Genomic DNA, 23,923 nt, shown 5'->3' with positions numbered 1-23,923 from the left:
GCAGGGCCTCCGGGAGAGTGCTGCCCCGATCCGGTCAGAGGTGCGTTGCTTTGCATGACCGGCCACCGTCGTTGCATGCGAAGCCCATGCGGCTGCGATCATAGCAGTTCGCCCTATGAACGCTTAGGCACATGGATCTGTCCGAGATGAACGGAAGGTTACGCCCGTTTCATGTGCGGCGCTGCCAAAATACGTATAGCATGCCGGTGGAGTTGTAAGCGGCATCGGTGCAGCGATGAACCAGAAGCCCGAGTTCCCAGCCGTGGCTCCTGTGACAGATCGTTCGCAAACGGTCTCGCCGAAGCCGCGGAGCGGCCGTCTTGGCGCGCTGTTGGTCGTTCTGGTCGCGGCAGGGCTCGGATTGTGGTGGTGGGTGCGCCCCGGTGCCGAGAAGCCGGCGGGAGCCAACCGCGGCGTTCAAGCGATGTCGATCGTGTCCGCGAAAGCGACGCAGGGCGATATCGCGATCAACCTCGATGCGCTTGGTACCGTCACTGCGCTCGCGACCGTCACGGTCAAGTCCCAGATCGCCGGAAAGCTCCTCGGGGTGGATTTCGAGGAAGGGCAGGACCTCAGCAAGGGGGATCTGCTAGCCGAGATCGATTCCCGTCCCTACGAGGCCGCCCTGGCCCAGGCGAAGGGGCAGTTGGCGCGCGACGAGGCGCTGCTCAGCGGGGCACGGGTCGACCTGGAGCGCTACAGGAGACTGTCAGCCCAGAACGCCGTGCCGCACCAAACTCTGGATACGCAGATCGCGCAGGTCGCTCAATATGAGGGAACCGTCGCCGCCGATCACGCGCAGGTCACGGCGGCCGAAGTCAATCTCCAGTATTGCAGGATCGTTTCGCCGATCAACGGGCGCGCCGGTTTGCGTCAGGTCGACGCGGGAAACTACGTTACGGCCGGCGACGCGAGCGGCATCGTCGTAATCACGCAGCTCGAGCCCATAAGCGTGCTCTTCACCCTCCCGGAGGACAATCTGCAGCCGGTCGCCGCGCGCCTGCGGACGGGCGCTACGCTGCCGGTCCAGGCATTCAACCGCGCCGGCACGGCGAAGCTCGCAGATGGGACGCTGCAGACGTTCGACAGCCAGATCGATCCCACCACGGGAACGATCAAGCTGCGTGCACTCTTCGGAAACGAGGGGCGGTCGCTTTATCCCAACCAGTTCGTCAACATTCGCCTGCTGCTCGATACGCGCAAAGGCGTCACGCAAATCCCGTCCGCGGGGGTCCAGCGCGGCGTGCCGGGTACCTTCGTCTATATCGTCAACGCGAACGACACCGTCTCGGTTCGCAAGGTCGAACTCGGCGTGACCGATGGCGACCATGTGGAGGTCCTGTCGGGTCTCAAGTCGGGCGACACGGTCGTCATCGACGGCGCCGACAAGCTGCGTGAAGGCGCCAGGATCAGCGTGCGGGCGCCCCTCGATGCAACGGTGCCGCCGCCTGCGGGCACTGGCCGCCGCGCGGGCGCGAGGTCAGCCCCGTGAGCCCGTCCCGGCCGTTCATTATGCGGCCCGTGGCCACGACGCTGCTGATGGTGGCAATCATGCTCTCGGGCATCCTCGCGTTCCGGTTTCTCCCGGTGGCGGCGCTGCCCGAGGTCGATTACCCGACCATCCAGGTCCAGACCTTCTACCCGGGCGCCAGCCCCGATGTGATGACCTCTTCGGTGACGGCGCCGCTCGAGGTGCAGTTCGGCCAGATGCCGAACCTGAACCAGATGAGCTCGGTCAGTTCGGGCGGCGCCTCGGTCATCACTCTGCAATTCGACCTGAACATCTCGCTGGATGTGGCGGAGCAGGAGGTGCAGGCCGCGATCAACGCCGCGGGCAACCTCCTGCCGGCGGATCTCCCGGCGCCTCCGATCTACGCGAAGGTCAACCCCGCCGACGCGCCAATCCTGACTCTTGGGCTGACCTCCGTCACTGTTCCCCTCACGCAGGTGCAGGACTTCGCCAACACGCGGCTGGCGCAGAAGATATCGCAACTTCCCGGCGTAGGCCTTGTCAGCATCAGCGGCGGCCAGCGGCCGGCCGTGAGGATCCGTGCCGATATCCGCAAGCTCGCCGCCTACGGCCTGAACATCGATGACCTGCGCACGACGCTCGCCAACGCCAACGTTAACACGCCCAAGGGCAGTTTCGACGGGCCGATGCGGGCTTCGACGATCAACGCCAACGACCAGATCCGCTCCGCCGGCGGCTACCGCTCGCTGATCGTCGCGTACAAGAACGGCGCTCCGGTCCGGCTTGGCGATGTCGGAGAAGTCGTAGACGGAGCCGAGAACGACAAGCTCGGTGCCTGGATGAACACGGCGCCGGCTGTGATCCTGAACATCCAGCGTCAGCCGGGCGCCAATGTCATCTCGGTGGTCGAGAGTATCAAGGCGCTGTTGCCGCAACTCAAGGCATCGCTGCCGGCGGCCGTCGACATGACGATTTTGACCGACCGCACGGTCACCATCCGGGCTTCGGTCCGTGACGTCGAATACGAGCTCGGCCTCGCGGTGATACTCGTCGTTCTGGTGATCTTCGTCTTCTTGCGCAGCCCGCGCGCGACGCTGATCCCGAGCCTGTCCGTCCCGCTTTCGCTCGTCGGGACGCTCGGCGTGATGTACCTGCTGGGCTTCAGTCTCAACAACCTGACGCTGATGGCACTGACCATCTCGGCCGGCTTCGTGGTCGACGACGCGATCGTCGTGATCGAGAACATCTCCCGCTATCTGGAGGAGGGACATGCGCCGCTTGAGGCCGCGCTGCGCGGTTCCGAGCAGATTGGCTTCACCATCATCTCGCTGACGGTCTCCCTGATCGCTGTGTTGATCCCGCTGCTGTTCATGGGCGACGTGGTCGGCCGCCTGTTCCGGGAGTTCGCCGTCACGCTGTCGGTGACGATCCTGATCTCGGCGGTCGTCTCGCTAACATTGGTCCCGATGGCCTGCGCCAAGCTGCTGAAACCAGTGGCGGAGACCACCGAGAACCGCTTCCAGCGCGCGAGCCGCGAGGCCTTCGACAGCATCATCGCCGGCTATGCCCGGATGCTGGACTGGGTGCTCGACCGGCAGACGATGGTGCTGCTGATCGCCCTGACGACGTTCGGGCTGACGGGGTATCTCTACGCCGTCATTCCCAAGGGCTTCTTCCCGCAACAGGACACCGGCATCATCCAGGCGATCACGGAGGCGCCGCAATCGGTCTCCTTCGCCGCGATGGCCACGCGGCAGCAGGAGCTCGCCGCCGAGATACTGAAGGACCCCGATGTCGTAAGCCTATCCTCCTTTATCGGCGTCGACGGCACCAACAGCACGCTGAACAGCGGTCGGATCCTGATCAATCTGAAGCCTCATGAGGAGCGCGCGTCCAACATCGCGGTGGTGATGGATCGCCTGCGGCAGCGCACAGCCTCGCTGCCGGGCATCTCGCTCTATATGCAGCCCGTGCAGGACCTGACGGTCGAGGGCATCGTCAGCCGAATGCAGTACCAGTTTGTCCTGCAAGATGCCGACGCGGTTCAGCTCGCCGAATGGACACCGAAGCTCGTCGAGCGGCTCGCTGAGCTTCCGCAACTTGCCGAGGTCGCCAGCGATATCTCCGCACGAGGGCTCGCCGTTTTCGTCGATATCGACCGCGACCAGGCGGCTCGCTTCGGTATCACCCCGGCGACAATCGACAACGCGCTCTACGACTCCTTCGGACAGCGCATCGTCTCCACGATCTTCACCAATGCGAACCAGTACCGTGTCATCCTGGAGGCCGATCCGCTGCTGCAGACCTCGCTACGATCGCTATCGGCGATCTATCTGCCGTCATCGGTGGGCGGGGGACCTGTGCCGCTGGCGGTCGTCGCGAAGATCCGCGAGGGAACCGCACCGCTGCAGGTGTCCCATCTCGGCCAATTTCCCTCGGCCACGATCTCCTTCAACCTGGCCCCGGGCGCCTCGATCGGTGAGGCCGTCAGCGCGATCAAGCAGGTCCAGGCCGAAATCGGCCTTCCAGGAAGCGTCGTCAGCACCTTCCTGGGCACGACGCAGGCTTTTCAGGCGTCCCTGTCCAACCAGGTCCTGCTGATCCTCGCGGCGATCGTGACGGTCTATATCGTGCTGGGAGTGCTCTACGAGAGCTTCACCCATCCCCTGACGATCCTCTCGACGTTGCCGTCGGCGGGCATCGGCGCGCTGCTGGCTCTGATGATGGCGGGCCAGCAGCTCACCATCGTCGCGATCATCGGCATTATCCTCCTGATCGGCATCGTGAAGAAGAACGCGATCATGATGATCGATTTTGCGCTGGACGCCGAGCGCAACGAGGGCAGGGCGCCGCGCGAGGCGATCCGCCAGGCCTGCCTTTTGCGGTTCCGGCCGATCCTGATGACGACGATGGCCGCGGTGCTGGGTGCGCTTCCGCTGATGCTCGGAACCGGCGTGGGCTCCGAGCTCCGGCATCCGCTCGGCATCGCCATCGTCGGCGGGCTGCTGGTCAGCCAGCTCCTGACGCTGTTCACCACGCCAGTGATCTATCTCTGGTTTGATCGGCTGGCTGTGCGCTCCACCGGTGCCGGGGCGGCTGTCCCGCCGGCCCACGAAGTGCCTTAGTCATGAACCCGTCGGGGACCTTCATCCGCCGACCGGTTGCGACCACGCTGCTGACCGTCTGGCTTGCCGGGGTGGGCGCCGTCGCTTACTTCCAGCTCCCTGTCTCCCCCCTGCCGGAGGTCGATTTCCCGACAATTTCGGTCCAGGCCACGTTGCCGGGCGGGAGCCCGCAAGATGTGGCGGCGACCGTGGCGAGCCCGCTGGAGCGCCATCTCGGCCAGATCGCCGATGTGACGGAGATGACCTCGTCAAGCACGGTCGGAGGAACGCGGATCACCCTCCAGTTCGGCCTGAAGCGCGACATCGACGGCGCTGCGCGCGACGTGCAGGCTGCGATCAACGCGGCTCGCGCCGACCTGCCGGCAAGCCTGCGCGCGAATCCGACCTATCGGAAGGTCAACCCGGCGGATGCGCCCGTGCTCATCCTGACGCTGACTTCGGACACGAAGACCCGGGGCGAGCTCTACGATGCGGCCTCCACGGTGCTCGCGCAGAAGCTGTCTCAGGTGGAAGGGGTCGGCGAGGTCATCGTCGGCGGCGGTTCGCTGCCGGCCGTCAGGGTCGAGCTGAACCCGCAGGCCGTCTACAAATACGGCATCGGCCTGGAGGACGTCCGCGCCGCCATAGCCAGCGCCAACGCCCACAGTCCCAAGGGCGGGATCGATGTCGGCGATCGCCGTTACCAGATCTATGCCAACGACCAGGCAGAAAAGGCGCAACAATATCGCTCCCTCACCATCGCCTATCGCGACGGCGCGCCCATCCGGCTGTCCGATATCGGCGAGATGACGGATTCAGTCGAGAATCTGCGCAATGCCGGGCTCGTCGACGGCAAGCCCGGCGTTCTCCTCGTGTTGTTCCGGCAACCCAACGCGAACATCATCGGCGTGGTCGACCGGGTGAAGGCCCTCCTGCCGACGCTCCGGGCCTCCATTTCGCCGGCCATCGATCTCGCGCCGGCCGTCGACCGATCCACGACGATCCGGGCTTCGCTCAACGATGTCGAGCGCACGCTGCTGATCGCGATCCTGCTGGTGATCGCCGTGGTGTTCGCGTTCCTGCGCGACTGGCGGACCATGCTTGTGCCGATCGTGGCCGTGTCCGTATCGCTGATCGCCACCTTCGCGGCGATGTACCTGCTCGGCTACAGCCTCAACAACCTGTCGCTGATGGCCTTGACCGTCGCGACGGGGTTCGTCGTCGACGATTGCATCGTGGTTCTCGAAAACATCGCGCGCCATGTCGAGGGCGGGATGGAGCCGCGCGAGGCCGCGCTTCAGGGAGCGCAGGAGGTCGGCTTCACGGTCCTGTCCATGAGCATCTCGCTGGTCGCAGTGTTCATCCCGATCCTGCTGATGGGGGGCATCGTCGGGCGGCTGTTTCGCGAATTCGCCATGACGACCTCGCTGGCGATCATCATCTCGCTGCTGATCTCGCTGACGACGACACCGATGATGTGCGCCGCGCTCCTGCGCAGGAATTCCGAGCTTCGGCATGGCCGACTATATCGCGGCAGCGAGCGGGTCTTCGCCTGGATGCTGGGCGGCTACAGGCGAACGCTGACAGTCGCGCTTGGCCATCCCGGGGCGATCATGCTGGTCTTCGCAGCCGTGCTGGGCCTCAACTTCTATCTTTACGGCGCCATTCCGAAGGGCTTCTTTCCCCAGCAGGACACGGGACGCATCGTCGGTTCCATCCAGGCCGATCAGAGCATCTCCTTCCAGCTTATGCAGCAGAAGCTTTCGCGCTTCGTCTCGATCGTGAAGGCCGACCCGGCCGTCGACACCGTCGTCGGGTTCACCGGCGGCGGGCAGACCAATTCCGGCAGCGTCTTCATCGCGCTGAAGCCGCTCGCCGAACGCGTCGTCTCTGCCGACCAAGTGATTGCGCGCCTGCGGCGGGATCTGGCAGTCGTGCCCGGTGCGAGCCTCTTCCTGCAGGCGGTTCAAGATATCCGGGTAGGCGGCCGGGTCGGCAATGCCCAGTACCAGTATACGCTGCAGGGCTCGACCCTGGAGGATCTCGCGGAATGGACGCCGAGGATCACCGCCGCGCTGCAGGCGCTGCCGACGCTCGCCGACGTCAACAGCGACCAGCAGAACAAGGGGCTGGAATCCAACGTCATCGTCGATCGCGATACGGCCGCGCGCCTCGGCCTCACCATGGCGCAGGTGAACAACACCCTTTACGACGCCTTCGGCCAGCGGCAGGTGTCGACGATCTATGTCGCGCGCAACCAATACCATGTCATCATGGAGGTGGCGCCGCGCTTCTGGCAGAACCCGGAAACGCTGAAGCAGGTTTTCATCAGCACCGCCGGTGGGTCGGTTGGAGGATCTCAGGCAACCAATGCGGTCGCCGGCACGGTCGCGGCCGCGGGCAAATCGACCCCGGCGAGCAGCGTCGCGGCGGATGCGGCCCGCAATCTCGCCACCAACTCCATCGGCGCGACCGGCAAGGGAGCGGTCTCGACGGGCTCGGCTGTCAGCACCGTGCAGGAGACGATGATACCGCTCTCGGCGATCGCGCGCTTCGAGCAGGGCGCGACGCCGCTCGCCGTCAACCATCAGGGGCTGCTCGTCGCCAATACCATCTCGTTCAACCTCCCGGCGGATGTGTCGCTGAGTACGGCAATCGAGTCGATCGAGGCCGCCATGAACCGGATAGGCGTGCCCGTCACCATCCACGGCACCTATCAGGGAACGGCCCGCGCCTTCCAGGACGCTCTTGGCAGCCAGCCCTATCTGATCTTGGCGGCATTGGTGACGATCTACCTTGTCCTGGGGGTGCTCTACGAGAGCTTCGTGCATCCACTGACGATCCTCTCGACGCTGCCGTCGGCCGGGGTCGGCGCATTGCTCGCGCTGATGGCTTTCGGGGTCGAATTCAGCATCATGGCGTTGATCGGGGTGATCCTGCTGATCGGCATCGTTAAGAAGAATGCGATCATGATGATCGACTTCGCGCTCGAGGCGCAGCGCCAGCGCGGCCTGCCCCCGTTCGAAGCCATTCAGGAGGCCTGCCTGCTGCGGTTCCGGCCCATCATGATGACGACGATGGCCGCCATGCTCGGCGCGATGCCGCTCGCGATCGGCTTCGGCGAAGGGGGAGAACTGCGGCGCCCGCTTGGCATCGCCATCGTCGGCGGGTTGGTCCTGAGCCAGATTCTGACGCTCTACACGACGCCGGTCGTTTATCTCCACGCTGACCGCTTTCGCGCCTGGTGCGGGAAGCTGCGCAGGCGTCGGCCTGCGCCCGCCCCTGATGCCACGGCATGATGCGGAAAGACGGCGAGGCCGTGGAGCCTGCTCTGCGACGGCTCCCCATGCCGAAACTTTCCCCGTTGCCCGACCAAGTCTATCGCTTCGCGGCGCGATCGGATGAACTTCGAGAATCGGCGGGGGAGTACATGCATGCGTGACCGCGTTGCGTTCGCTTCGACTTGCATCTCGGCAAGGCACGCGCCTTCGTTCCGCTGGCGCGGCATCGGCGCATTGGTCGCCATTGCGCTCGGCCTGTCGGGCTGCATTCTCGGCAGCGAGCATCCGGCTGCCGATTTGGAGGTGCCCGCCAGCTACCGAGGCGGAAACCGAAGCCCCGACGCGGCGCTGCCCGGTCTCGACTGGTGGCGCGGCTTCCGCTCTGCAGAGCTCACGAGCCTGATCGAAGCCGCGCAATCCGCGAACCTCGACATCGCGGTCGCAGTCGCACAGATTATCCAGGCGGATGCGCAGGCCGGGATCGCCGGTGCGCCGTTGCTCCCGACCGTGACTGGAACTGGCAACGCAGAGCGCATACGGCTGCCGACGAACAGCGGCAGTTCGGGGTCCAGCACGAGGTCCCAGGTCGGCGTCGGGCTGACGGCGAGCTACATGATCGACTTCTGGGGAAAGAACCGCGCGACCCTATATGCCGCGCAGGAGAATGCCATAGCGGCCAGGTACAATCGCGACGTCGTCACCCTCAGTACGACCGTCAGCGTCGCCAATACCTACTTCCAGATCCTGACGGCCAACGACCGCTTGCGGATCGCCTACAGCAACGTCGCCGCGGCCGAGCGGATACTGACGCTGGTGCGGCAGCAATTCAACGCCGGAACGGTGTCGCAGCTCGATCTCTCCCAACAGGAGACACTCGTCGCGACGCAGAAGGCGACGGTCCCGCCACTCGAGGTAGCCGCGGCTCAGAACAATGTGACCTTGGCCCTTTTGCTCGCCCGGGCGTCTGCGAATTTCAGAGTGATCAGCGGTGGTATGGCGAAGGTTTCGGTGCCGCGGGTGACGCCGGGCCTGCCGTCGGAGCTATTGCACCGCAGACCCGATGTGCTGGAGGCTGAGGCACAGCTCGCCGCATCGAATTTCAGCGTCGAGTCAGCGCGGGCGGCCTTCTTTCCGCAGATCCAGCTTACAGGTATTGGCGGCTTCCAAAGCAAGGCGCTGTCCTCGCTGTTTGGGCCGGGTGCTTGGTACTATACGCTGGCCGCCGGTTTGACGCAGCCGATCTTCGACGGATGGCTCCTGCAGAGCCAACTCGACCAAGCGAGGGGGGCACAACTGCAGGCCCTGCAGGCCTACCGTCAGTCGGTTCTCTCGTCCTTTGCCGATGTTGAGAAAGCACTGGTGGCGCTGACCCAGATAACCCGGCAGGAAAGGCTTCAGTCAGAGGTCGTCACCAGTGCGCGCCGGGCCTTCGAAGTCGCAGAAGCGCAGTTGCGCGGCGGCACGGCAAATCTCATCAGCGTATTGCAGAGCCAGCAGACGCTCTTTGCCGCCGAGGATAATCTGGCGCAGGTCAGATTAAACCGCTTTCTTGCCGCGACGAGCCTGTTTCAGGCGCTGGGCGGCGGATGGACCCGCGATCTGCCACCTCTTTGATGATGCTCAGACGGCTGCCGCAACCCCGCATGTATCCGGCATCTCGGAGGCCCGAGCCGGATCTGGAACGCGTTCCTGTCCACCGATGCGCCAGTTGCGTTCGGCCTTGATCTGCCTCCGGCGCGCTCATGCGGATCTGGCGCGGTCGAGATCGGCGCCGTTCTCAGCGGCGTCGCCGCAAGCTCCAAGTCAATAACCCGGCGCTTCAAGTGGCCACTGAATCTCTCGATGAGTTCATGCTACACTGCGCGCGTTCTCGCGGACGAGCCGTGGATATGACCGTGGTCGCGCCGAAGACCGGAGAAGCATACCGGGCGGCTCGATCTTGAAAGCTCCGAACCCCGGATGCGGCTAGCGCGGCCATGATGCGATCGATCCGTATTGTTAGGTGCCAGCCCTGCGCTTGGGCGCTCATTGCTTGGGAAGGTCCAACGCCTCGAAGGTTTCGTCATGATGAAACGGTTAGGTGTGGCGCTGCCGATAGTTCTCTGCCTTCAAAGCTCTTTGGCCTTTGGCCAAACGGGAGAATGCCAGCGCGAGATCGCGCAGATTGAACAGCTCGTTCAGAGCCGGAAAGAGACCCCTGAGTACGACGAAACGGCGCAGGCCAAGCTCCACCGGCAGCCGACTGCGCAATCGATGGCGCAGGCCAGCAAAGAGGCTTGGAACGAGCTCGATGATCGCTTGGCCAAAGCCMGTATCCTCGCGCAAAAGCAGGATGTAAAAGGCTGCATGGCGATGGTCAGGGAGATAAAACTGTCTCTCGGTGCAACGAACTGACGTTTTCGGCGGTCATCGCACATCCTCTCGGGAGTGAAGCAGCGCTCCATTCGTTCGTTCCCAGACCGAGTTTTCGAAGTCGGGATCGCTTTCTCCGGTCTCGCGCCCCAACGAATTGCGGCGTACGAAGATGACTGGAGCCGGATCCGATCGGGCTGAATGCCCCTGGTCGGAACGGGCCGGTCAACGTGCTGCAGACCAGCGCGCGCTGATCCAGGGGCGGGATCTAACGCAAGGTAACCGCGACGCCGACGGTATAGCCATCTGCTGTTCTATTCAATAAACTGCGTTAACAGCGAGGGTCTGGTCATGGGACGCCTGCGGGGCTTTGCGGTTGGTGCGGTCCTTTCGGTTGTGCCTGCAAGCCTGAGCGCGCAGCAGACGGGTGACACGCAACAGGGGCTGGCGTTCGCGCGGCAGGCTTGTGCTGCTTGTCACGCGGTGGAGCGCGGGCAGCCTTCTTCGCCGAACGCCCAGGCGCCGCCGTTCGGCGCGATCGCGAACACGCGCGGCATGACCGGGATGGCGTTGTATGCGTTCCTCCGGACGTCTCACCCTACAATGCCGAACCTGATCTTGGAGGCAGACGAAATCGCCAATGTCGCTGCCTACATCCTCAGCTTGAAGGGGGGACAGTGACGGGCAGTCGAAAGCACTCGGTCAAACGGCGGAGCGCGGCGAATTTGCCGGCGGCCTCCCGCGCGTCGGGCCTGGTGTAACCGCCCCATCGATCTGTCCGAACCGCGCGGCAGCCGCGCCCAGGCATGCTTCCTCGGCCTGCTGCTGCGAGGGTCGCCGCCGGCGCGGGGTTGCCGGCGAACCACTCGAAGGGAACTCGGGGGAGGGTATGGTTATGGGGATGGCAGGTGGACGCCGCGCATATTTGGGCGTCGTTGCGGCTCTGCTCGTGGCACCTGCGAGTGAGGGAGCGGCCGCCGATAGCGCCAGAGGACAGCGGATTGCCGAGCGCTGGTGCGCCGAGTGCCATGTCGTTGCGCCCGGGCAGCGGCGGGCCTCCGACGCTGTCCCGACTTTTGCCCAGATCAGCAGGACCGGGCGCTTCAACGAAGCGACGCTCGCAGCCTTCCTGGCGAACCCGCATGACACGCGCATGCCGAACCTGTCGCTCACGCGTTCCGAGATTGCGGATCTCGTCGCTTACATCAAGCGCCGGGTGAAATAGGGATCAGCGCCGTTCTGCAACGTGGCGCCAGGAGAGGCCCACTCGCGCCGCGCTCTGACCGCATGGATGGCGACGCAGACCAGCGCCGCTAACGCGCCCGCTCAAAGCTGAAGACACGGCGACGTGGGAGTCCAGTCGTCCGTCTCGGGTGTCAGGCAGGCTCCATCGGTTGCAACCTGACATCGCAGCATTCGCTCGCGAACCGCGCTTCGCTCGGGCATGGCGACGGCCTTCCTAAGCGCTCGGCCTATAAATTGGCGGTGAGCCGTCCGCTGTCCCTGATCTGGCACAAGCACGCGGGCTGATTGGAGAACTGCGCCGACGCACTTTTTCGTTTTGCGCCGTTCGGGCGTTCGGGCGTCTTCCGAGAGAAAGAGATTTAAGACGGCTGAACTTGACGAATATCAATGCCGTTTTGCGCGACGGGAGAATGATCGTTCGTTCGAACGGAGTCTCGTTATGCAGATTGCCAGCCAGAACGGAACGATCTGCTTTCTGGGATCGTCCGACGGCTTCGGTGGTGGCGCCGACTGGATCGAGATGGTTTCCACCCATATTTCGATTGTGCTGTTGATCGGCCCCCGCGCGCTCAAGCTGAAGCGTCCGGTCAAGTTGCCTTACGTCGATCTGTCGACGCCGGAACGGCGATTGGCGATGTGCGAGCACGAGCTGATGCTGAACCGCCGGACTGCGCCAGATCTGTATCGTGCGGTTCATAGGATCACGCGTGAGCGGAACGGCGATCTGGCGCTGAATGGTCAGGGCGAGTTGGTTGACGCCGTGCTGGAGATGGAGCGCTTCGACGACAGTTTCCTGTTCGACCGAATGGCGCAGCGCGGGCGTCTCACGGCAGACGATATGGCCGAGCTCGCAGGAGCGGTCGCACGTTTCCACCGCACGGCGCCCGTCTCGACCGATGGCGACGGAGCGAAGCGAATGGAGCGCGTGCTCACCGTCAACGAACGATCCTTCGCCCATGCCGATATACTGTCACGGAGCGAGGTGGAGCCCGTCATCTCCGCTTGCCGCGAAGCGCTTGCGCGCCATGCGGGGCTGCTCGACCGGAGAGCGCGGGAAGGGAAGGTCCGACGGGGGCACGGCGATCTGCATCTGCGCAATATCTGCCTGGTCGAGGGCAAGCCGCTGCTTTTCGATTGCCTGGAGTTCGACGAGGACCTTGCGACCGTGGATGTCCTCTACGACCTCGCCTTCGTTCTGATGGATCTCTGGCACCGCAAGCTCGCGCCGCTCGCGAACATCCTGTTCAATCGCTATCTCGACGCCACGGGCGATGAGACCGGCATCCGCTTGCTGCCCTTCTTCATGGCGGTGAGAGCTGCCGTGCGTGCACATGTCACCGCCATCGATAGCGGCAAACCGTCGGCTTCGCGGTCGTCCGAGGCGCAAGCTTATCTCCAACTTTGCCGCGACCTTCTGAAGGGGAGGCGGCCCATGTTCGTCGCCATCGGCGGCTATTCGGGTTCGGGAAAATCGACGCTCGCTGCGCAAGTCGCGCCGACGCTCGGGCCGCCGCCTGGCGCTCGGATCTCGGCAAGCGATCGGATCCGAAAGAAGCTCTGCGGTGTCGCCGCCGAGACGCGGCTATCCGCCGATGCCTATAGCGACGAGATCTCTGCCCGGACCTATCGCGCGATGACGCAACTCGCGGAGAGCGCGCTGGCACAGGGCCACGCGGCTGTCGCCGATGCCGTGTTCGACCGTCGTGCCGAACGCGAGCGGATCGAGGAGGTTGCCCGGCGCGCCGGTGTGCCATTCTGCGGCCTTTGGCTTCAGGCACCCGAACAGATGCTCGTTCAGCGCGTGGCTGCCCGCCACGGCGATCCCTCCGATGCCACGCCGGACGTCGTTATGGCTCAGATCGCCCGGCATGGTGCGGCGACGGAATGGGCGTGGATCCCGGCGCGGGGCGACGTCGACGTCGTCGCAACCGCAGCCCTTGCCGAGATCGGCTCTCACACGACGGTGCAGGCAATCTGGCCGAATCCGGTCTGCACGCGACCGGAAACCCATGGCATGGGATAGGCGGGAGGCCGGCAGCGCAGGCCGTCTCGCAGGTGACGAGGGATCGCGCTCAAAGCTACCCTGTTGCGGAGCCGGCGGTCAGTCGAGAGACTGGGGGGCCGGAACGCTGCCTCAGATCGTTTCTGTCGCGGAAGGCACTCCCGATCGAGGAGCAAACGCAAACGCACCGCTAATTCCTTCGATGTGCATGGCTTCGGGAAAAGTCGCCCGGCGGGCTGCATCATTGTGCGGCGCCGAGGGGCTGCAATGGCGGGAGCTTCCATTTCCCCGTCATGGCGGCCCTGCTGGGGCCATACACGCGCGCAACGAGGCTGCATCGCCCGGCAGGAGCCGGAAGCCAGTTGCTCTCCTTGCCGGCCCCCGGCGAGGTATTGCTGACGTAGATATCCAGCGAACCGTCCTTGCCGTAGACCAACCCCTTGGTTCGATCGCCGATCGAGTATCGATTGATCGCATTGGCATACAGCAGCCGGTCCGGCAGTGTGTACATTGTCATCGACCAGAAGAAGCGTCCCGGCGGAAGGCTGGCTTTCGTGAAGTGCACGACGGATGGCTTCGTGCCGTCGCAGAGATAGCCGCCATACCACGCTTCCTCGATCGAGTTGCCGAAGAGCCCCTTCATCGCGGCAACGGCGCGGTTGAGGTAGTTGTTCTTGAGCTGCGCGCGCGAGCCGAAGAGGCCGTTCGTATCGAAAGTCTTCGCCGCGAGCGCGTCGATCGCGGTCTGGCCGTCCTTCACACCAGCATCGATGGCGGCGAGCGTCGCCGGAGCAACCTTCGCCGGGTCCCACGCCTTGCCCGGCTCGATGCCGATCGTTGCGAAGCGCTTGCGCAAGGCCACTTCGCTGGGGTCCGGCGGCTCAGCCAGTTGCAGCATGAAGTTGAGATAGCCGATGAAGTCGTGCGTGCGCGCCTTGGCGGGGTCATAGGCCGGGAATGACAATGCGGGCGCCGGCGGAGGTGCGGGATGGCCCAGGAATGCGCTCAGGGGCTGGAGCTTGTACTGCGCCTGCAGCGCTTTCAGGTTCGCGACATCCTCGGGTCCCGACAGCGAGGTCCGCGTCAGCGTGCCGACGATGTCGGTCTCGGCCCGGAAAACCCGCTTGATGCCCGCGGGCTTGGTGCCTTTCCATTTCGGGCCGGCGATCATGTAGCTGCCGGCGCCGAACCCGGTCGACCTCACCCCGATATAAGCGAAGTTCTGCGTGAACAGGTCGATCCACTGCATCACGTAGTAGCGATCCTTGGCCACGGCCGGAACGGAGACCACGATCGGCTCGGCCCGCAGATCGAGCCACGCCCACGAATAGGGCGTGTCGTTGTTCGGCGTGACGATGTCCTTGTTGTCCGGAGTGAAAGGCTCCGAATAATGCCGGAACTTGTTGAAGCCCCCGACATATTCAGGCGCCTTGTCGTCGACCGCCTGCTTCCGCCAGGTCTGATAGCCTTCCAGGATCGGATAGGCGTAGATGTAGGCCTCCTTCGCGATGGCGCGCACCTGCTCCGCAGAGGGAGTCTGTGCTCCCGCACTCAGAGGAAGAGCAGCGACAACCGATATCAGGAAAATGCTGAGAGCGCGGAACATGCTGACCTCATCTCAGTGAAGATTAAATTTGCCGGAGCTTTGTCCATTCGGCGAACCTGCAGCCGGCGGCTCTGCTTGAAAGCAGTGAGCGTTTCGCATGAACGCCGCCGACGCACCGCGCTTACCGAACGATTTGCGCCTCCGGGAACTTCCACTTGCCGCTCAGGATTTCGGCGCGCGGCCGGTAAAGGCGAACCATGTAGTTCCAGCCTTTCATGATCGGCAGGCAGTTGGGGATTTTGCCGTCGCAGCCGCCGAATTGAACCGTGATCGATCCGTCGTCGCTCTTCTTTGCCGTGATGTTGTTCAGCGAATAGGCGTCGAGCGGGTTCTTTTCGTAATAGCCTTCCGGATTGTAGAGACTGATCGACCAGAAGCCATCCACCGGCACGTCCTTGACGTTCAGCTTGTAGACCGTCGTTCCATCATTTCGGGCTGGCGTCACGTTGAGGTAGATGGCCTCCTTGTCGGGATTGCCGCCCCAGGCCGAGGCGGCTCCGATCAGTCGACGAACCGGGTCGACTTGCGCTTTCGTGCCGAACATGCGGTTCGCATCGGGAAGCGTCGAGGCCAGGACGAGGAGCGCATCGCGCACCTTCTTCTGGCTCGCTGGATCCCAGGCGGGCACAACGAAGGTGCCCGGGCCATTCTGCTTGACCTTGATCGCGTCCTGCAGGGCATGCACCTGCTGGACATCCTTCGGATCTGCTGGATCAACCAGGGTGCGCACTGCGACGATCGCGTAACGCGTGCCGACCTTCTCGCGGGTCAGGGTGCGGGCGCCAGAGCCGTAGCTGACCTGCGGGGTGTACTGGTCCTCGTTGATGACCTGCATCGACACGAAGCGCTTGCCGACATCCGGGATCGTGATCGTGACAGGGCCGGCATCGAGATCGAAGACCGCCGCAGAATACAGCGTGTCGCGGTTCAGGCGGATCACGGTTTGATTGTTGACCGCCGCAGGCTCGCGCCGATGCACGAACTTACCCAAACCGCCGTCCTTGACGACATTGCTGAAGTAGAGATCGGACTCGGCCCGAACGAAGTTGTCCGGAGTGACCTTGATGGCACCGCCGGAATTCCCGCCCGGCGATGCCGGTTGGGCCGAGGCCATCCCTGCCGTGGCGAGGGCGAGGATCGTGGCATGCAATACGAGCGTCGCCTTCATGGAATAGCCCTTTCACACAGACCGTCGGATCGACCCGGCACAGCGGGATCGCGGTTTTGGCGTTTTTGACTGCTGACGATGGATTCTGCTGGTGTCGTGGCTTGAGTTGATCAGACGCACTCGAGGGAGGCAATGCAGCGTGCGACAGGTCAGCCAGCGCTCTGACGCCGGACATGACACGGCCTTTTCTGCAAGGTGCGCTTTCCACCCGTCTCGGGCCTATCAACGTCCGCGAGGGGGCGTTTCAATGTGACTGGCAGAAAGGCCTCTGCCGGCAAACGCAATCAGACCAGATTGCACACGCGCTTTTCGGCATTCCTGCGGGCGAACAACACCGGTATCGCTTGAGCGTTGACCATGTCCCGGCACAGCCAGTTGGCGAACTGAGGGCGGAACTGCTCGGCGGGAAGAAAGCGCGCCGAATGGCGCTGCAACGGTCTGCGTGTTAGCGTGTGCATAAAATTGTTACCGATCGTAACATCCGCCCCGTGGCCCTATCCGGAACATTCCGCCATGGCCGAACCGGCGTCCCGCAACGCCCATATTTTGGTCGTGGACGACGATCCGCGCATCCGCCAGATGTTGGCCCGCTACTTCGAAGAGGAAGGCTATCACGTCAGCGCGGTGGCGGATGGGCGGGGGATGCGCGATGCGTTGCAGCGCTTCGCGATCGACATCATTCTGCTGGATCTGATCTTGCCTGGCGGCGAGGATGGATTGGCGCTGGCGCGCGAGGTCCGCACAAGGTCGGATGTGCCGATCATCATGCTGACGGGGCGCGACGAGGTTGTGGATCGGATCGTCGGACTGGAAATCGGGGCCGACGATTACATCGCAAAGCCGTTTCATCTGCGGGAAGTCCTGGCAAGGTTACGCACTGTGCTGCGCCGCCACCATTCACGGCCCCTTCAATCGATCGATACCGAAGAAGGGGAGGTGATCCGATTCAATGGATGGATGCTCGACGCGCAGCAACGTCGACTGGTGACGCCGGAGGGAGCGGAAGTCGATCTCACGACGGGAGAGTTCAACATCCTGCTGGTGATGGCTAAGCATCCCGGGCGCGTCTTCTCACGAGATACATTGATGAATTTGACACGAGGCCGCAATTACGAGGCGTTTGACCGAGCGATTGACGCGCAGATCTCACGCCTGCGTAAGAAGATCGAGGCTGACAAGAATGCGCTCCCGCTCATCAAAGCCGTGCGAGGAGTTGGCTACGTCTTCACAGGTCAGTCATTAGCTCCGCACGACCTGGGCCGTGGACTGATGCATCGCGAATGACCTTTGCAGGCCTTTCGGGGGCTAACGATCACGCCAACTGTCGTAGCCAGTTCGCCAGGCTGCCAACGTCCGGTTCGATCGACGGCGATATGCGCAGATGCGCGGCGTCCCGGGGCGCGATGCCGAACTGTGCCTTGAAGGCCCGCGAGAAGGCGTCATCGCTCGAAAAGCCGAACTGGCGCGCAATCTTTCCGACGCCACCCCTCCCGCGCGTCGCGGCATTGAGTGCGAGGCGCGCACGCGCAAGCCTGCGCTGGCGGATGTAGTCCGAAACGCCGCCAATCGGTGCGAACAGCCGGTACAATGCCGAGCGCGACATGCCAAATGCGCTGCAGAGCATTCTGGCGTCCAAGGCGGGATCGCCGATATGGCGGTCGATAAAGCGACAGATCATGGCGACGGTCGCCGTCAGCGTGGCAGGGGCTTCGCGGTCGCCCATCAGCGATGGCGACAGGCAGGCCGACAGCAACTGCGCGCTTGCCTTGGCGATATCGGGTGCCGCGGTCGGTTCGAGCGTGGGCGCCGCCTTCAGCAGGCTGCGGAGATGATCTCCCGCCAGGGAGCCGAGTGGGCTCGCCGAGGAGAGCACAGTGCCGTGCACGCGGTCGAGGCTGCTGGCATCGAGCGCGAGAAGGCTGCGCGGCAGCACCAGGCTGACCGCCCGCATGTCGCTGGCGTGCGAACGCACCGGGCGGGACAGGTCGAAAACCAGGACGTCGCCCGGACCGGCGTGCGTTTCCTCCCCGTCCAGGTCGAGCGTCGTATGACCGGCCTCGTAGAGCTGGATCAGCAGATGATCGACACCGACCGCGCCGATCAGGCCTTCTGAGCGTTCGTAGTGTTGAGCGCTCGTCGCCACGCGCCCGACCAGCGCGGTGCTCAGATGATGCCGGTCGAGCTCGGCATGAAACCCGGCATCCCAGTCCGCTGCGAGCGGCCGGACATCGAAGATCGGCGCGATGGTCTCGCGCCAGTCGCCGAAAATCCGGCGCGCGTGGCTGCCTTCTTCCTTCATCGCCGAGCCCGCCCGTGCCCACGCCGCGCTGCCGGTCGCCGCGCATCAGAGAGGTTTCTAGATGCCGGAGATCTGCCCACCGTCAAGAGGCATTCAGACGCCCCCTGATACGCCGTTCCGGATGATTGGGACGCAACGTCGCCTGCGAGCCATCTCCTCGGTTTTCGTTTCATGATACGCGCCGAACGACTGGTCCACGCTTGGTGGACGACGCCCACGAGCCTTGCCTATGCCGATCTCCGCCGCGCGCCGTTCCGGCCTTCGTTCTGCCTTCCTCATCTCGACCGCGGCGCCTCTGCTTGCGGCTCTCCTGCCGCTCGTCGCCATGGCGTCGGACGGGACGCCTCTGCCGGATGCCTTCTACGGCCGCCCGGCCCGCAGCCTCCCGCCGGCCCTCACGATGCAGGCGCCCGCGTACTTTGTGACGCCCGACTACAATGCCAGCTATGGACTCGCCCAGATCAACGCCGCTGACGCCTATTCGCTTGGGCTCAGCGGGAGGGGCGTGCTCGTGGCGGTGGTCGACAGCGGCATCGACCCGGCTCATTCCGAATTTGCCGGCAGGCTTTCGCCGCTGTCCCGCAATTTCGGCTTCGACCGACCTGATCCAGCCGACCTCCTCGATCGGGATAGGACGTCGCACGGGACACATGTCGCCGGAACCATTGCCGCTGCGAGAGACGGCAACGGCATGCATGGCGTTGCCTACAATGCCGAGATTCTGGCCTTGCGCGCGATCGTCCCGGCCGGCGGTGACGTTGCCGCCGCCATCCGCTACGCGAGCGAGCAGGGCGCAAAGGTCCTGAACGGCAGCTACGGCCCGTCCTATCCCTCGCTGAGCCTGCCGGACGGCAGCCCAAACCCGGACTACAGCCTCGTCCCGATCCAGCCCTACCATGTCGACGGCACCTCCGCCGAAGTCTCGGCCATTCGACAGGCCGGCGCTGCGGACATGGTCATGGTCTTTGCCGCCGGCAACGAGCGTGAGGACCAGCCGGTGATCGCCCAGAATCCGACGGGGGCCGCATTCTACCCGGCAATCCGTCCGGAGAATGCCGGCAAGAACCTCTACGTCTTTCTCGACAACAACGGCGACGAGGTCGGCTCAAGCCACCTGAACTACTCTGATCTCCAGCCGTACACGCTCGCCGTCGTCGCGGTGGATCGCGATCGCAAGATCGCATCATTCAGCAACTACTGCGGCATCGCGGCCGCTTGGTGCCTCGCGGCTCCGGGAGTCGACATCCTCTCGACCGTGACTCCGGACAAGGGAATCTCTCCCACGCAACCGTACAATCTCTCGAGCGGGACCTCGATGGCCGCCCCGCATGTGGCGGGTGCGGCGGCCCTCGTCCGCGAAGCCTTCCCGTTCATGACCGCTCCGCAGGTGGTCCAGTCGATCCTGACCACAGCGACCGATCTCGGCTCTCCCGAAATCTACGGCTGGGGTTTGCTCAATGTCGGCAAGGCGGTGCGCGGCCCTGGCCAGTTTGTGCAGACTTTCGACGTCGACACGAAAGGCTATTCGGCGACGTTCGGCAATGACATTGCCGGTGCGGGCGGGCTGATCAAGCGGGGCGAAGGTCGCCTCGAGCTGACCGGCCGCAATACCTATGGTGGAGGCACCTCCGTCGTCGGGGGTACGCTCGCACTGAACGGCTCCGTTGCCTCCGCCGTGTCCGTCGGTCGGCAGGGCACCTTGCGCGGAACCGGATCGATCGAGGCCGGCCTGTTCAGCGCCGGCACGGTCATGCCCGGCAATTCCCCGGGAACGCTGTTCGTCAAGGGGCCGGTGAGCTTCGGCGGCACGAACCGCTTCGTCCTCGACATGGATGGAACCGGCACAGGCAACGGTGCGGGCAATTATTCCCGCCTCGTCGCCCAGACCACGTTGGGACATGTCACGGTAGACGGGCGGATCGCCCCGGTACTGCGTGGTATCACCGGCGATGCGAGCAATGTCTTTACGCCTTCGCTCGGAACCGCCTTCCGTGTGTTGGTGGCCGAAGGTGGCTTGAGCGGCAGTTTCAGCGGACTGGACCAGCCGGCTAGCGGCCTGCCTGGAAACGCCCGCTTTGACGCCCTGTATGGTACCTCGGGGCTTTCGCTGATCGTGACCCCCGGCTCCTACGCCGCCCTCGCTGGCCTGAGCGGCAATGCCTGGTCCGTCGCGAGGGCGCTCGACACCGTTCGGCCGGCCGCGGGTACCCGCCCGGATACGGCGCGGCAGGAGGTGTTCGATGCGCTCTACACCACGGCACCCAGCGCACTTTCAAATTCGCTGAGTTCGCTATCCGGCCAGAGCTATGCCGATGCCCGCATGGCGATGATGAACGCGCAGAGGACGGTGGGCACGGCACTCGATCAGCGCCTGACCGCTGGCGGAGCTGCTMGCTCCAACCCGGTGGCCGGTCTGGGAGCTGCCGGTTATTCCAGCCTTGGCGGTGCCGTGGCTGAGCCTGGCCGGGTGCAACCGGTCGCGGACGGTGCGCTCTGGGGGCAAGCGCTCTACGGTTTCGGGCGCACAGGCCGAGACGCGAATGGAGCGGGCTCGAGCTTCGGCCTAGCTGGTGCCCTTGTCGGCGCGGAAAGGACCGCATTCGAGACCGGATTGGTCGGCGCCGCCCTGGGGTACTCACGCTCGAACGGAGACTCGAAGACCGATGCTGCCGGCCGCGACGCGGTCGACAACTACAGTCTCGCAACCTATGGCCGTGCCGACTTCGGTGCCGTGACGCTGCGCGGTTCGATCGGAGCCAGCTACGGCAAAACGGACGTCCGCCGAACGATCCAGCTCAGCAATGTCCAGCGTCTCGCGCATGGGGAGGGCGAAGGCTACGGTGTCTTCGGCAACGTCATCGCCGGATATCGTGTTGCCTCGCTTGCCGGTCTCGATCTGTCGCCTGAAGCCGGCATCAGCCTGAACTACTTCCAGCAGGACGGCCTGACCGAGACCCAGGCTGGCGCTTTTGCGTTGACCCTGCGCGGCCAAAGCCAGACCTCTGCACGCTCCCTGCTCGGCGCCCGGCTATCGACGCCGCTGGCGAGCGACGCGAAGCTGCGCCTCGACATCAAGGCCTACTGGTCTCACGAGCTGGCCGACAATGTCGCTGTTCTGCAGACCAGCCTGCTCGGGGCGAGCTTCCTGACGCGAAGCCCCGAGGCCGCGCGGGACGGCGCAGTCATCGGTGCCAGCCTGTCGGGCTTCATCACGCCGCAGATCGAGGTGACCGGCTCCTACGATGGCGACCTCCGCATGGGTGCCACGACCCATCGCTTCGCCTTCCAGGCGATGACCCGTTGGTAGGCTGCCGGGAGATGCCAATCGGCCCAACCTTCAGAAGGCGCCTGCTGGGCGCCGGCCTGCCGGCTCTTCTCATCGCCTTCATTCTCGGGGCGATGCTGTGGCACCAGCATCGCAGCCTCGAGAACGTCGCATCCCGTAGCCGGGAAGAGCAGATGCGGCTCGTGGGCTTCTTGCTGAGTTCCAGTTTCGATCAGGCCGCAAAATTCTCGCTCTCGCTCGCCGAGGCTTTTGCGCGCAACGCTGAGATCCGCGAAGCGCTGGCGGCTGAAGATCGCGGTCGACTGCAGTCTCTGTCTGAGGATGCCTACCAATACCTCAGCCGGCAGGCGAACGTGCAGATCTTCGGCTATCACGGCAAGGACCTGCGCTACCTGCTGCGCATGCACCGCCCCGACCAGCATGGCGACGACATATCCGCCTTCCGCGCCATGATCGTCGCCGCCAACCGGCTTCGGCGTGCCCAGACCGGGATCGAGATCGGCATCGCCGGCATCGGCATTCGCGGTGTCGCACTCGTCCAAAGTGGTTCCGAGCTCTTCGGGACCATGGAGGTCGGGCTGGACCTTCGGCCGTTGATCGAGCTGGTCAAAACGGCGACCAATAGCGAAATCGCCGTGATCTCCGCAGCGTCCCTCGTTGGCGTTGCGCTCGACCCGAAGCTGCCTTCGGCCGGCGACCTCAGCATCATGGCGTCGACCGACTATCAGCTGTTCCTGAGCCTCCTGCGTGCCCGGGCGGCGCAGCCGCAGCGAGACGTGGAGTTCGGTCGAAGGCAGATCGGCGAACGCGGCTACACATTCATGAGCCAGCCGCTGGTCGACTTTTCCGGCAAGCTGGTCGGAACCGTCCTGATGCTCAAGGAGGACGCCGGGTCGGACTGGCGCCGCCTGAGCACGGAGCTATGGATCATCGCCCTTTGCGGCGGCATACTCGCTTTCGTTGGCTTCCTCGTGCTCTCGCGCCTGCGGCGGCTCGCTTCATGACTTGCCGCTTGTTCCTCCTTCTCTTGATCCTTCTTGGTATGCCTCAGGGCGCATCGGGAGAGGAAAGGGCGAGCAGTGGCAGAACCACGCTGCCGGAGGCAGCGGGATTGCCGGTGCGGGTCCACATCGCGTTACGCGTGCTCAACGTCCTTGAGATCAAGGAGGTCTCCGGGCAGGGACGGCTGCACCTCGAATTGACACAGCGCTGGCGCGACCCGCGCCTTGCTTTCGACGCCGTCGAGCATGGCCTCGCCCGCGAGGACAGGGTGGGCGAGGAGGCCGACAATTATCTGAAGGCCATCTGGTCACCCGGACTCTCGCTCGACAACCAGATCGGCGACAAGGACGCCCGCACGGTCGCTCTCTCGGTGTACGCCAATGGTGAGGTGGTGGTGATCGAGCGCTTCGAAAGCGATTTCCGCTTTCGAATAAACATGGACGCCTTTCCATTCGACCGGCAGCACCTGACGATCGGTCTCTCGCTGCCGCGTTATGCGCAGCAGGAGGCGATCGTTCTGACAACGGAGGCCGACCGGCCGTTCTCCGGTGTCGAAGACACGCTCTCGGTCGTCGACTGGCGGCCTGTCGGCTTGCGCTTCACCAACGATCTGGCGATCGGCTGGAACGCGCGCTCCTACTCGCGCCTCAACGCGACCGTAACGATCGCGCGCTACGCGGAGCGCTATCTTCTGCGTGTGTTCGTTCCGATTGCAGCCGTGCTGGCGGTCTCCTTGTTCGTGCTGTGGTCTCCGGGCTTGAAGGAGCAGGACAAGGGAGGCCTGATCTTCTCCTCGCTACTGGCCCTGGCCGCGATCAGCTTCACCTTCGAGTCCTCGTTTCCGGGGTCGATCTCACTCAATACCCCCGTCGCCGAGATGATATCGCTTGGTTACCTCTATCTCGTCGCGGTGCTGATGTTCGAAATCGCCTTGTCGGTCGCCATCGCTCACCCCGGCTTCCGTTGGCGCGGCCATGCCGCAGAACTGCGCTGGCATCTGCGTTGGGCCCTACCTGCGATGATGTTGATCATTTGCGTCGGGGCTGCGGTCCGCGCCTTGCCCGGATGACATGGTGGTTGTGCCATCGAGCATTTTGGCGGCGGCGC

General features: G+C 64.3%; 15 protein-coding genes. 12 read left to right on the top strand and 3 right to left on the bottom strand.

The features are described 5' to 3' along the window. The first annotated feature begins 235 nt into the window (after positions 1-235). The 8 genes from AC1DIN_RS11825 (at position 236) to AC1DIN_RS11790 (ending at position 13,476) form a co-directional block, all read left to right on the top strand. Complete coding sequence (locus AC1DIN_RS11825; RefSeq protein ID WP_476809928.1) at positions 236-1,492, top strand: MdtA/MuxA family multidrug efflux RND transporter periplasmic adaptor subunit; 1,257 nt, start codon at positions 236-238, stop codon at positions 1,490-1,492. Continuing rightward, on the top strand, positions 1,489-4,596 hold the full coding sequence (locus tag AC1DIN_RS11820) for an MdtB/MuxB family multidrug efflux RND transporter permease subunit (RefSeq protein WP_476809927.1): 3,108 nt from the start codon (positions 1,489-1,491) through the stop codon (positions 4,594-4,596). Before AC1DIN_RS11825 ends, AC1DIN_RS11820 begins: the two co-directional genes overlap by 4 nt. 2 nt (positions 4,597-4,598) lie before the next feature. Then, entirely contained in the window at positions 4,599-7,874 is a 3,276-nt protein-coding gene (locus tag AC1DIN_RS11815; RefSeq protein WP_476809926.1) for an efflux RND transporter permease subunit, read from the top strand. 135 nt (positions 7,875-8,009) lie between these two features. Continuing rightward, a complete protein-coding gene (locus tag AC1DIN_RS11810; protein ID WP_476809925.1) occupies positions 8,010-9,470 on the top strand; it encodes an efflux transporter outer membrane subunit in 1,461 nt (486 codons plus the stop codon). Between the two features lie 450 nt (positions 9,471-9,920). After that, positions 9,921-10,250, top strand: a complete 330-nt coding sequence (locus tag AC1DIN_RS11805; protein ID WP_476809924.1) for a hypothetical protein — start codon at positions 9,921-9,923, stop codon at positions 10,248-10,250. Positions 10,251-10,559: 309 nt separating this feature from the next. After that, the gene (locus tag AC1DIN_RS11800; RefSeq protein WP_441470184.1) at positions 10,560-10,889 is read left to right on the top strand and encodes a c-type cytochrome; all 330 of its coding nucleotides are present in this window, start codon (positions 10,560-10,562) and stop codon (positions 10,887-10,889) included. A 268-nt stretch (positions 10,890-11,157) separates the two neighbouring features. Beyond that, complete coding sequence (locus AC1DIN_RS11795) at positions 11,158-11,433, top strand: c-type cytochrome (RefSeq protein ID WP_476809923.1); 276 nt, start codon at positions 11,158-11,160, stop codon at positions 11,431-11,433. Between the two features lie 459 nt (positions 11,434-11,892). Beyond that, positions 11,893-13,476: a bifunctional aminoglycoside phosphotransferase/ATP-binding protein gene (locus tag AC1DIN_RS11790; protein ID WP_476809922.1), complete on the top strand. Its 1,584-nt coding sequence runs from the start codon at positions 11,893-11,895 to the stop codon at positions 13,474-13,476. Positions 13,477-13,696: 220 nt separating this feature from the next. Here AC1DIN_RS11790 and AC1DIN_RS11785 read toward each other — a convergent pair whose 3' ends face one another. Both AC1DIN_RS11785 and AC1DIN_RS11780 read right to left on the bottom strand, forming a co-directional pair. Then, positions 13,697-14,974: a DUF1254 domain-containing protein gene (locus AC1DIN_RS11785; protein WP_476809921.1), complete on the bottom strand. Its 1,278-nt coding sequence runs from the start codon at positions 14,972-14,974 to the stop codon at positions 13,697-13,699. Positions 14,975-15,182: 208 nt separating this feature from the next. Next, positions 15,183-16,229: a DUF1254 domain-containing protein gene (locus AC1DIN_RS11780; protein WP_476809920.1), complete on the bottom strand. Its 1,047-nt coding sequence runs from the start codon at positions 16,227-16,229 to the stop codon at positions 15,183-15,185. Positions 16,230-16,742: 513 nt separating this feature from the next. On the opposite strand from AC1DIN_RS11780, the gene AC1DIN_RS11775 reads away from it, so the two are divergent. Then, entirely contained in the window at positions 16,743-17,513 is a 771-nt protein-coding gene (locus AC1DIN_RS11775; protein ID WP_476809919.1) for a response regulator, read from the top strand. A gap of 28 nt (positions 17,514-17,541) precedes the next feature. Here the strand turns inward: AC1DIN_RS11775 and AC1DIN_RS11770 are convergent, their stop codons facing one another. Continuing rightward, positions 17,542-18,528, bottom strand: a complete 987-nt coding sequence (locus AC1DIN_RS11770; RefSeq protein WP_476809918.1) for an AraC-like ligand-binding domain-containing protein — start codon at positions 18,526-18,528, stop codon at positions 17,542-17,544. A gap of 229 nt (positions 18,529-18,757) precedes the next feature. Between AC1DIN_RS11770 and AC1DIN_RS11765 the strand changes: the two genes are divergently transcribed. Genes AC1DIN_RS11765 through AC1DIN_RS11755 form a run of 3 tightly spaced genes read left to right on the top strand, consistent with a single transcriptional unit; the run spans position 18,758 to position 23,885 of the window. Next, the gene (locus tag AC1DIN_RS11765; protein ID WP_476809917.1) at positions 18,758-21,835 is read left to right on the top strand and encodes a S8 family serine peptidase; all 3,078 of its coding nucleotides are present in this window, start codon (positions 18,758-18,760) and stop codon (positions 21,833-21,835) included. 11 nt (positions 21,836-21,846) lie between these two features. After that, positions 21,847-22,818 carry a cache domain-containing protein gene (locus AC1DIN_RS11760; protein ID WP_476809916.1) on the top strand — a complete coding sequence of 324 codons (972 nt, stop codon included), beginning with the start codon at positions 21,847-21,849 and terminating at the stop codon, positions 22,816-22,818. Continuing rightward, positions 22,815-23,885 carry a neurotransmitter-gated ion-channel ligand-binding protein gene (locus AC1DIN_RS11755; protein WP_476809915.1) on the top strand — a complete coding sequence of 357 codons (1,071 nt, stop codon included), beginning with the start codon at positions 22,815-22,817 and terminating at the stop codon, positions 23,883-23,885. Before AC1DIN_RS11760 ends, AC1DIN_RS11755 begins: the two co-directional genes overlap by 4 nt. Positions 23,886-23,923: the final 38 nt, after the last annotated feature.

The sequence above is a fragment of the Allobosea sp. 05T438 genome (assembly GCF_056396025.1).
This window is presented reverse-complemented; position numbering and strand designations above follow the sequence as displayed.

Excerpts from the sequence above, each read along its gene's own strand:
- AC1DIN_RS11780 (WP_476809920.1), bottom strand. The coding sequence starts at position 16,229 with ATGAAGGCGACGCTCGTATTGCATGCCACGATCCTCGCCCTCGCCACG.
- AC1DIN_RS11755 (WP_476809915.1), top strand. The coding sequence starts at position 22,815 with ATGACTTGCCGCTTGTTCCTCCTTCTCTTGATCCTTCTTGGTATGCCT.
- AC1DIN_RS11815 (WP_476809926.1), top strand. The coding sequence starts at position 4,599 with ATGAACCCGTCGGGGACCTTCATCCGCCGACCGGTTGCGACCACGCTG.
- AC1DIN_RS11770 (WP_476809918.1), bottom strand. The coding sequence starts at position 18,528 with ATGAAGGAAGAAGGCAGCCACGCGCGCCGGATTTTCGGCGACTGGCGC.
- AC1DIN_RS11810 (WP_476809925.1), top strand. The coding sequence starts at position 8,010 with ATGCGTGACCGCGTTGCGTTCGCTTCGACTTGCATCTCGGCAAGGCAC.
- AC1DIN_RS11775 (WP_476809919.1), top strand. The coding sequence starts at position 16,743 with ATGGCCGAACCGGCGTCCCGCAACGCCCATATTTTGGTCGTGGACGAC.
- AC1DIN_RS11790 (WP_476809922.1), top strand. The coding sequence starts at position 11,893 with ATGCAGATTGCCAGCCAGAACGGAACGATCTGCTTTCTGGGATCGTCC.
- AC1DIN_RS11800 (WP_441470184.1), top strand. The coding sequence starts at position 10,560 with ATGGGACGCCTGCGGGGCTTTGCGGTTGGTGCGGTCCTTTCGGTTGTG.
- AC1DIN_RS11825 (WP_476809928.1), top strand. The coding sequence starts at position 236 with ATGAACCAGAAGCCCGAGTTCCCAGCCGTGGCTCCTGTGACAGATCGT.
- AC1DIN_RS11760 (WP_476809916.1), top strand. The coding sequence starts at position 21,847 with ATGCCAATCGGCCCAACCTTCAGAAGGCGCCTGCTGGGCGCCGGCCTG.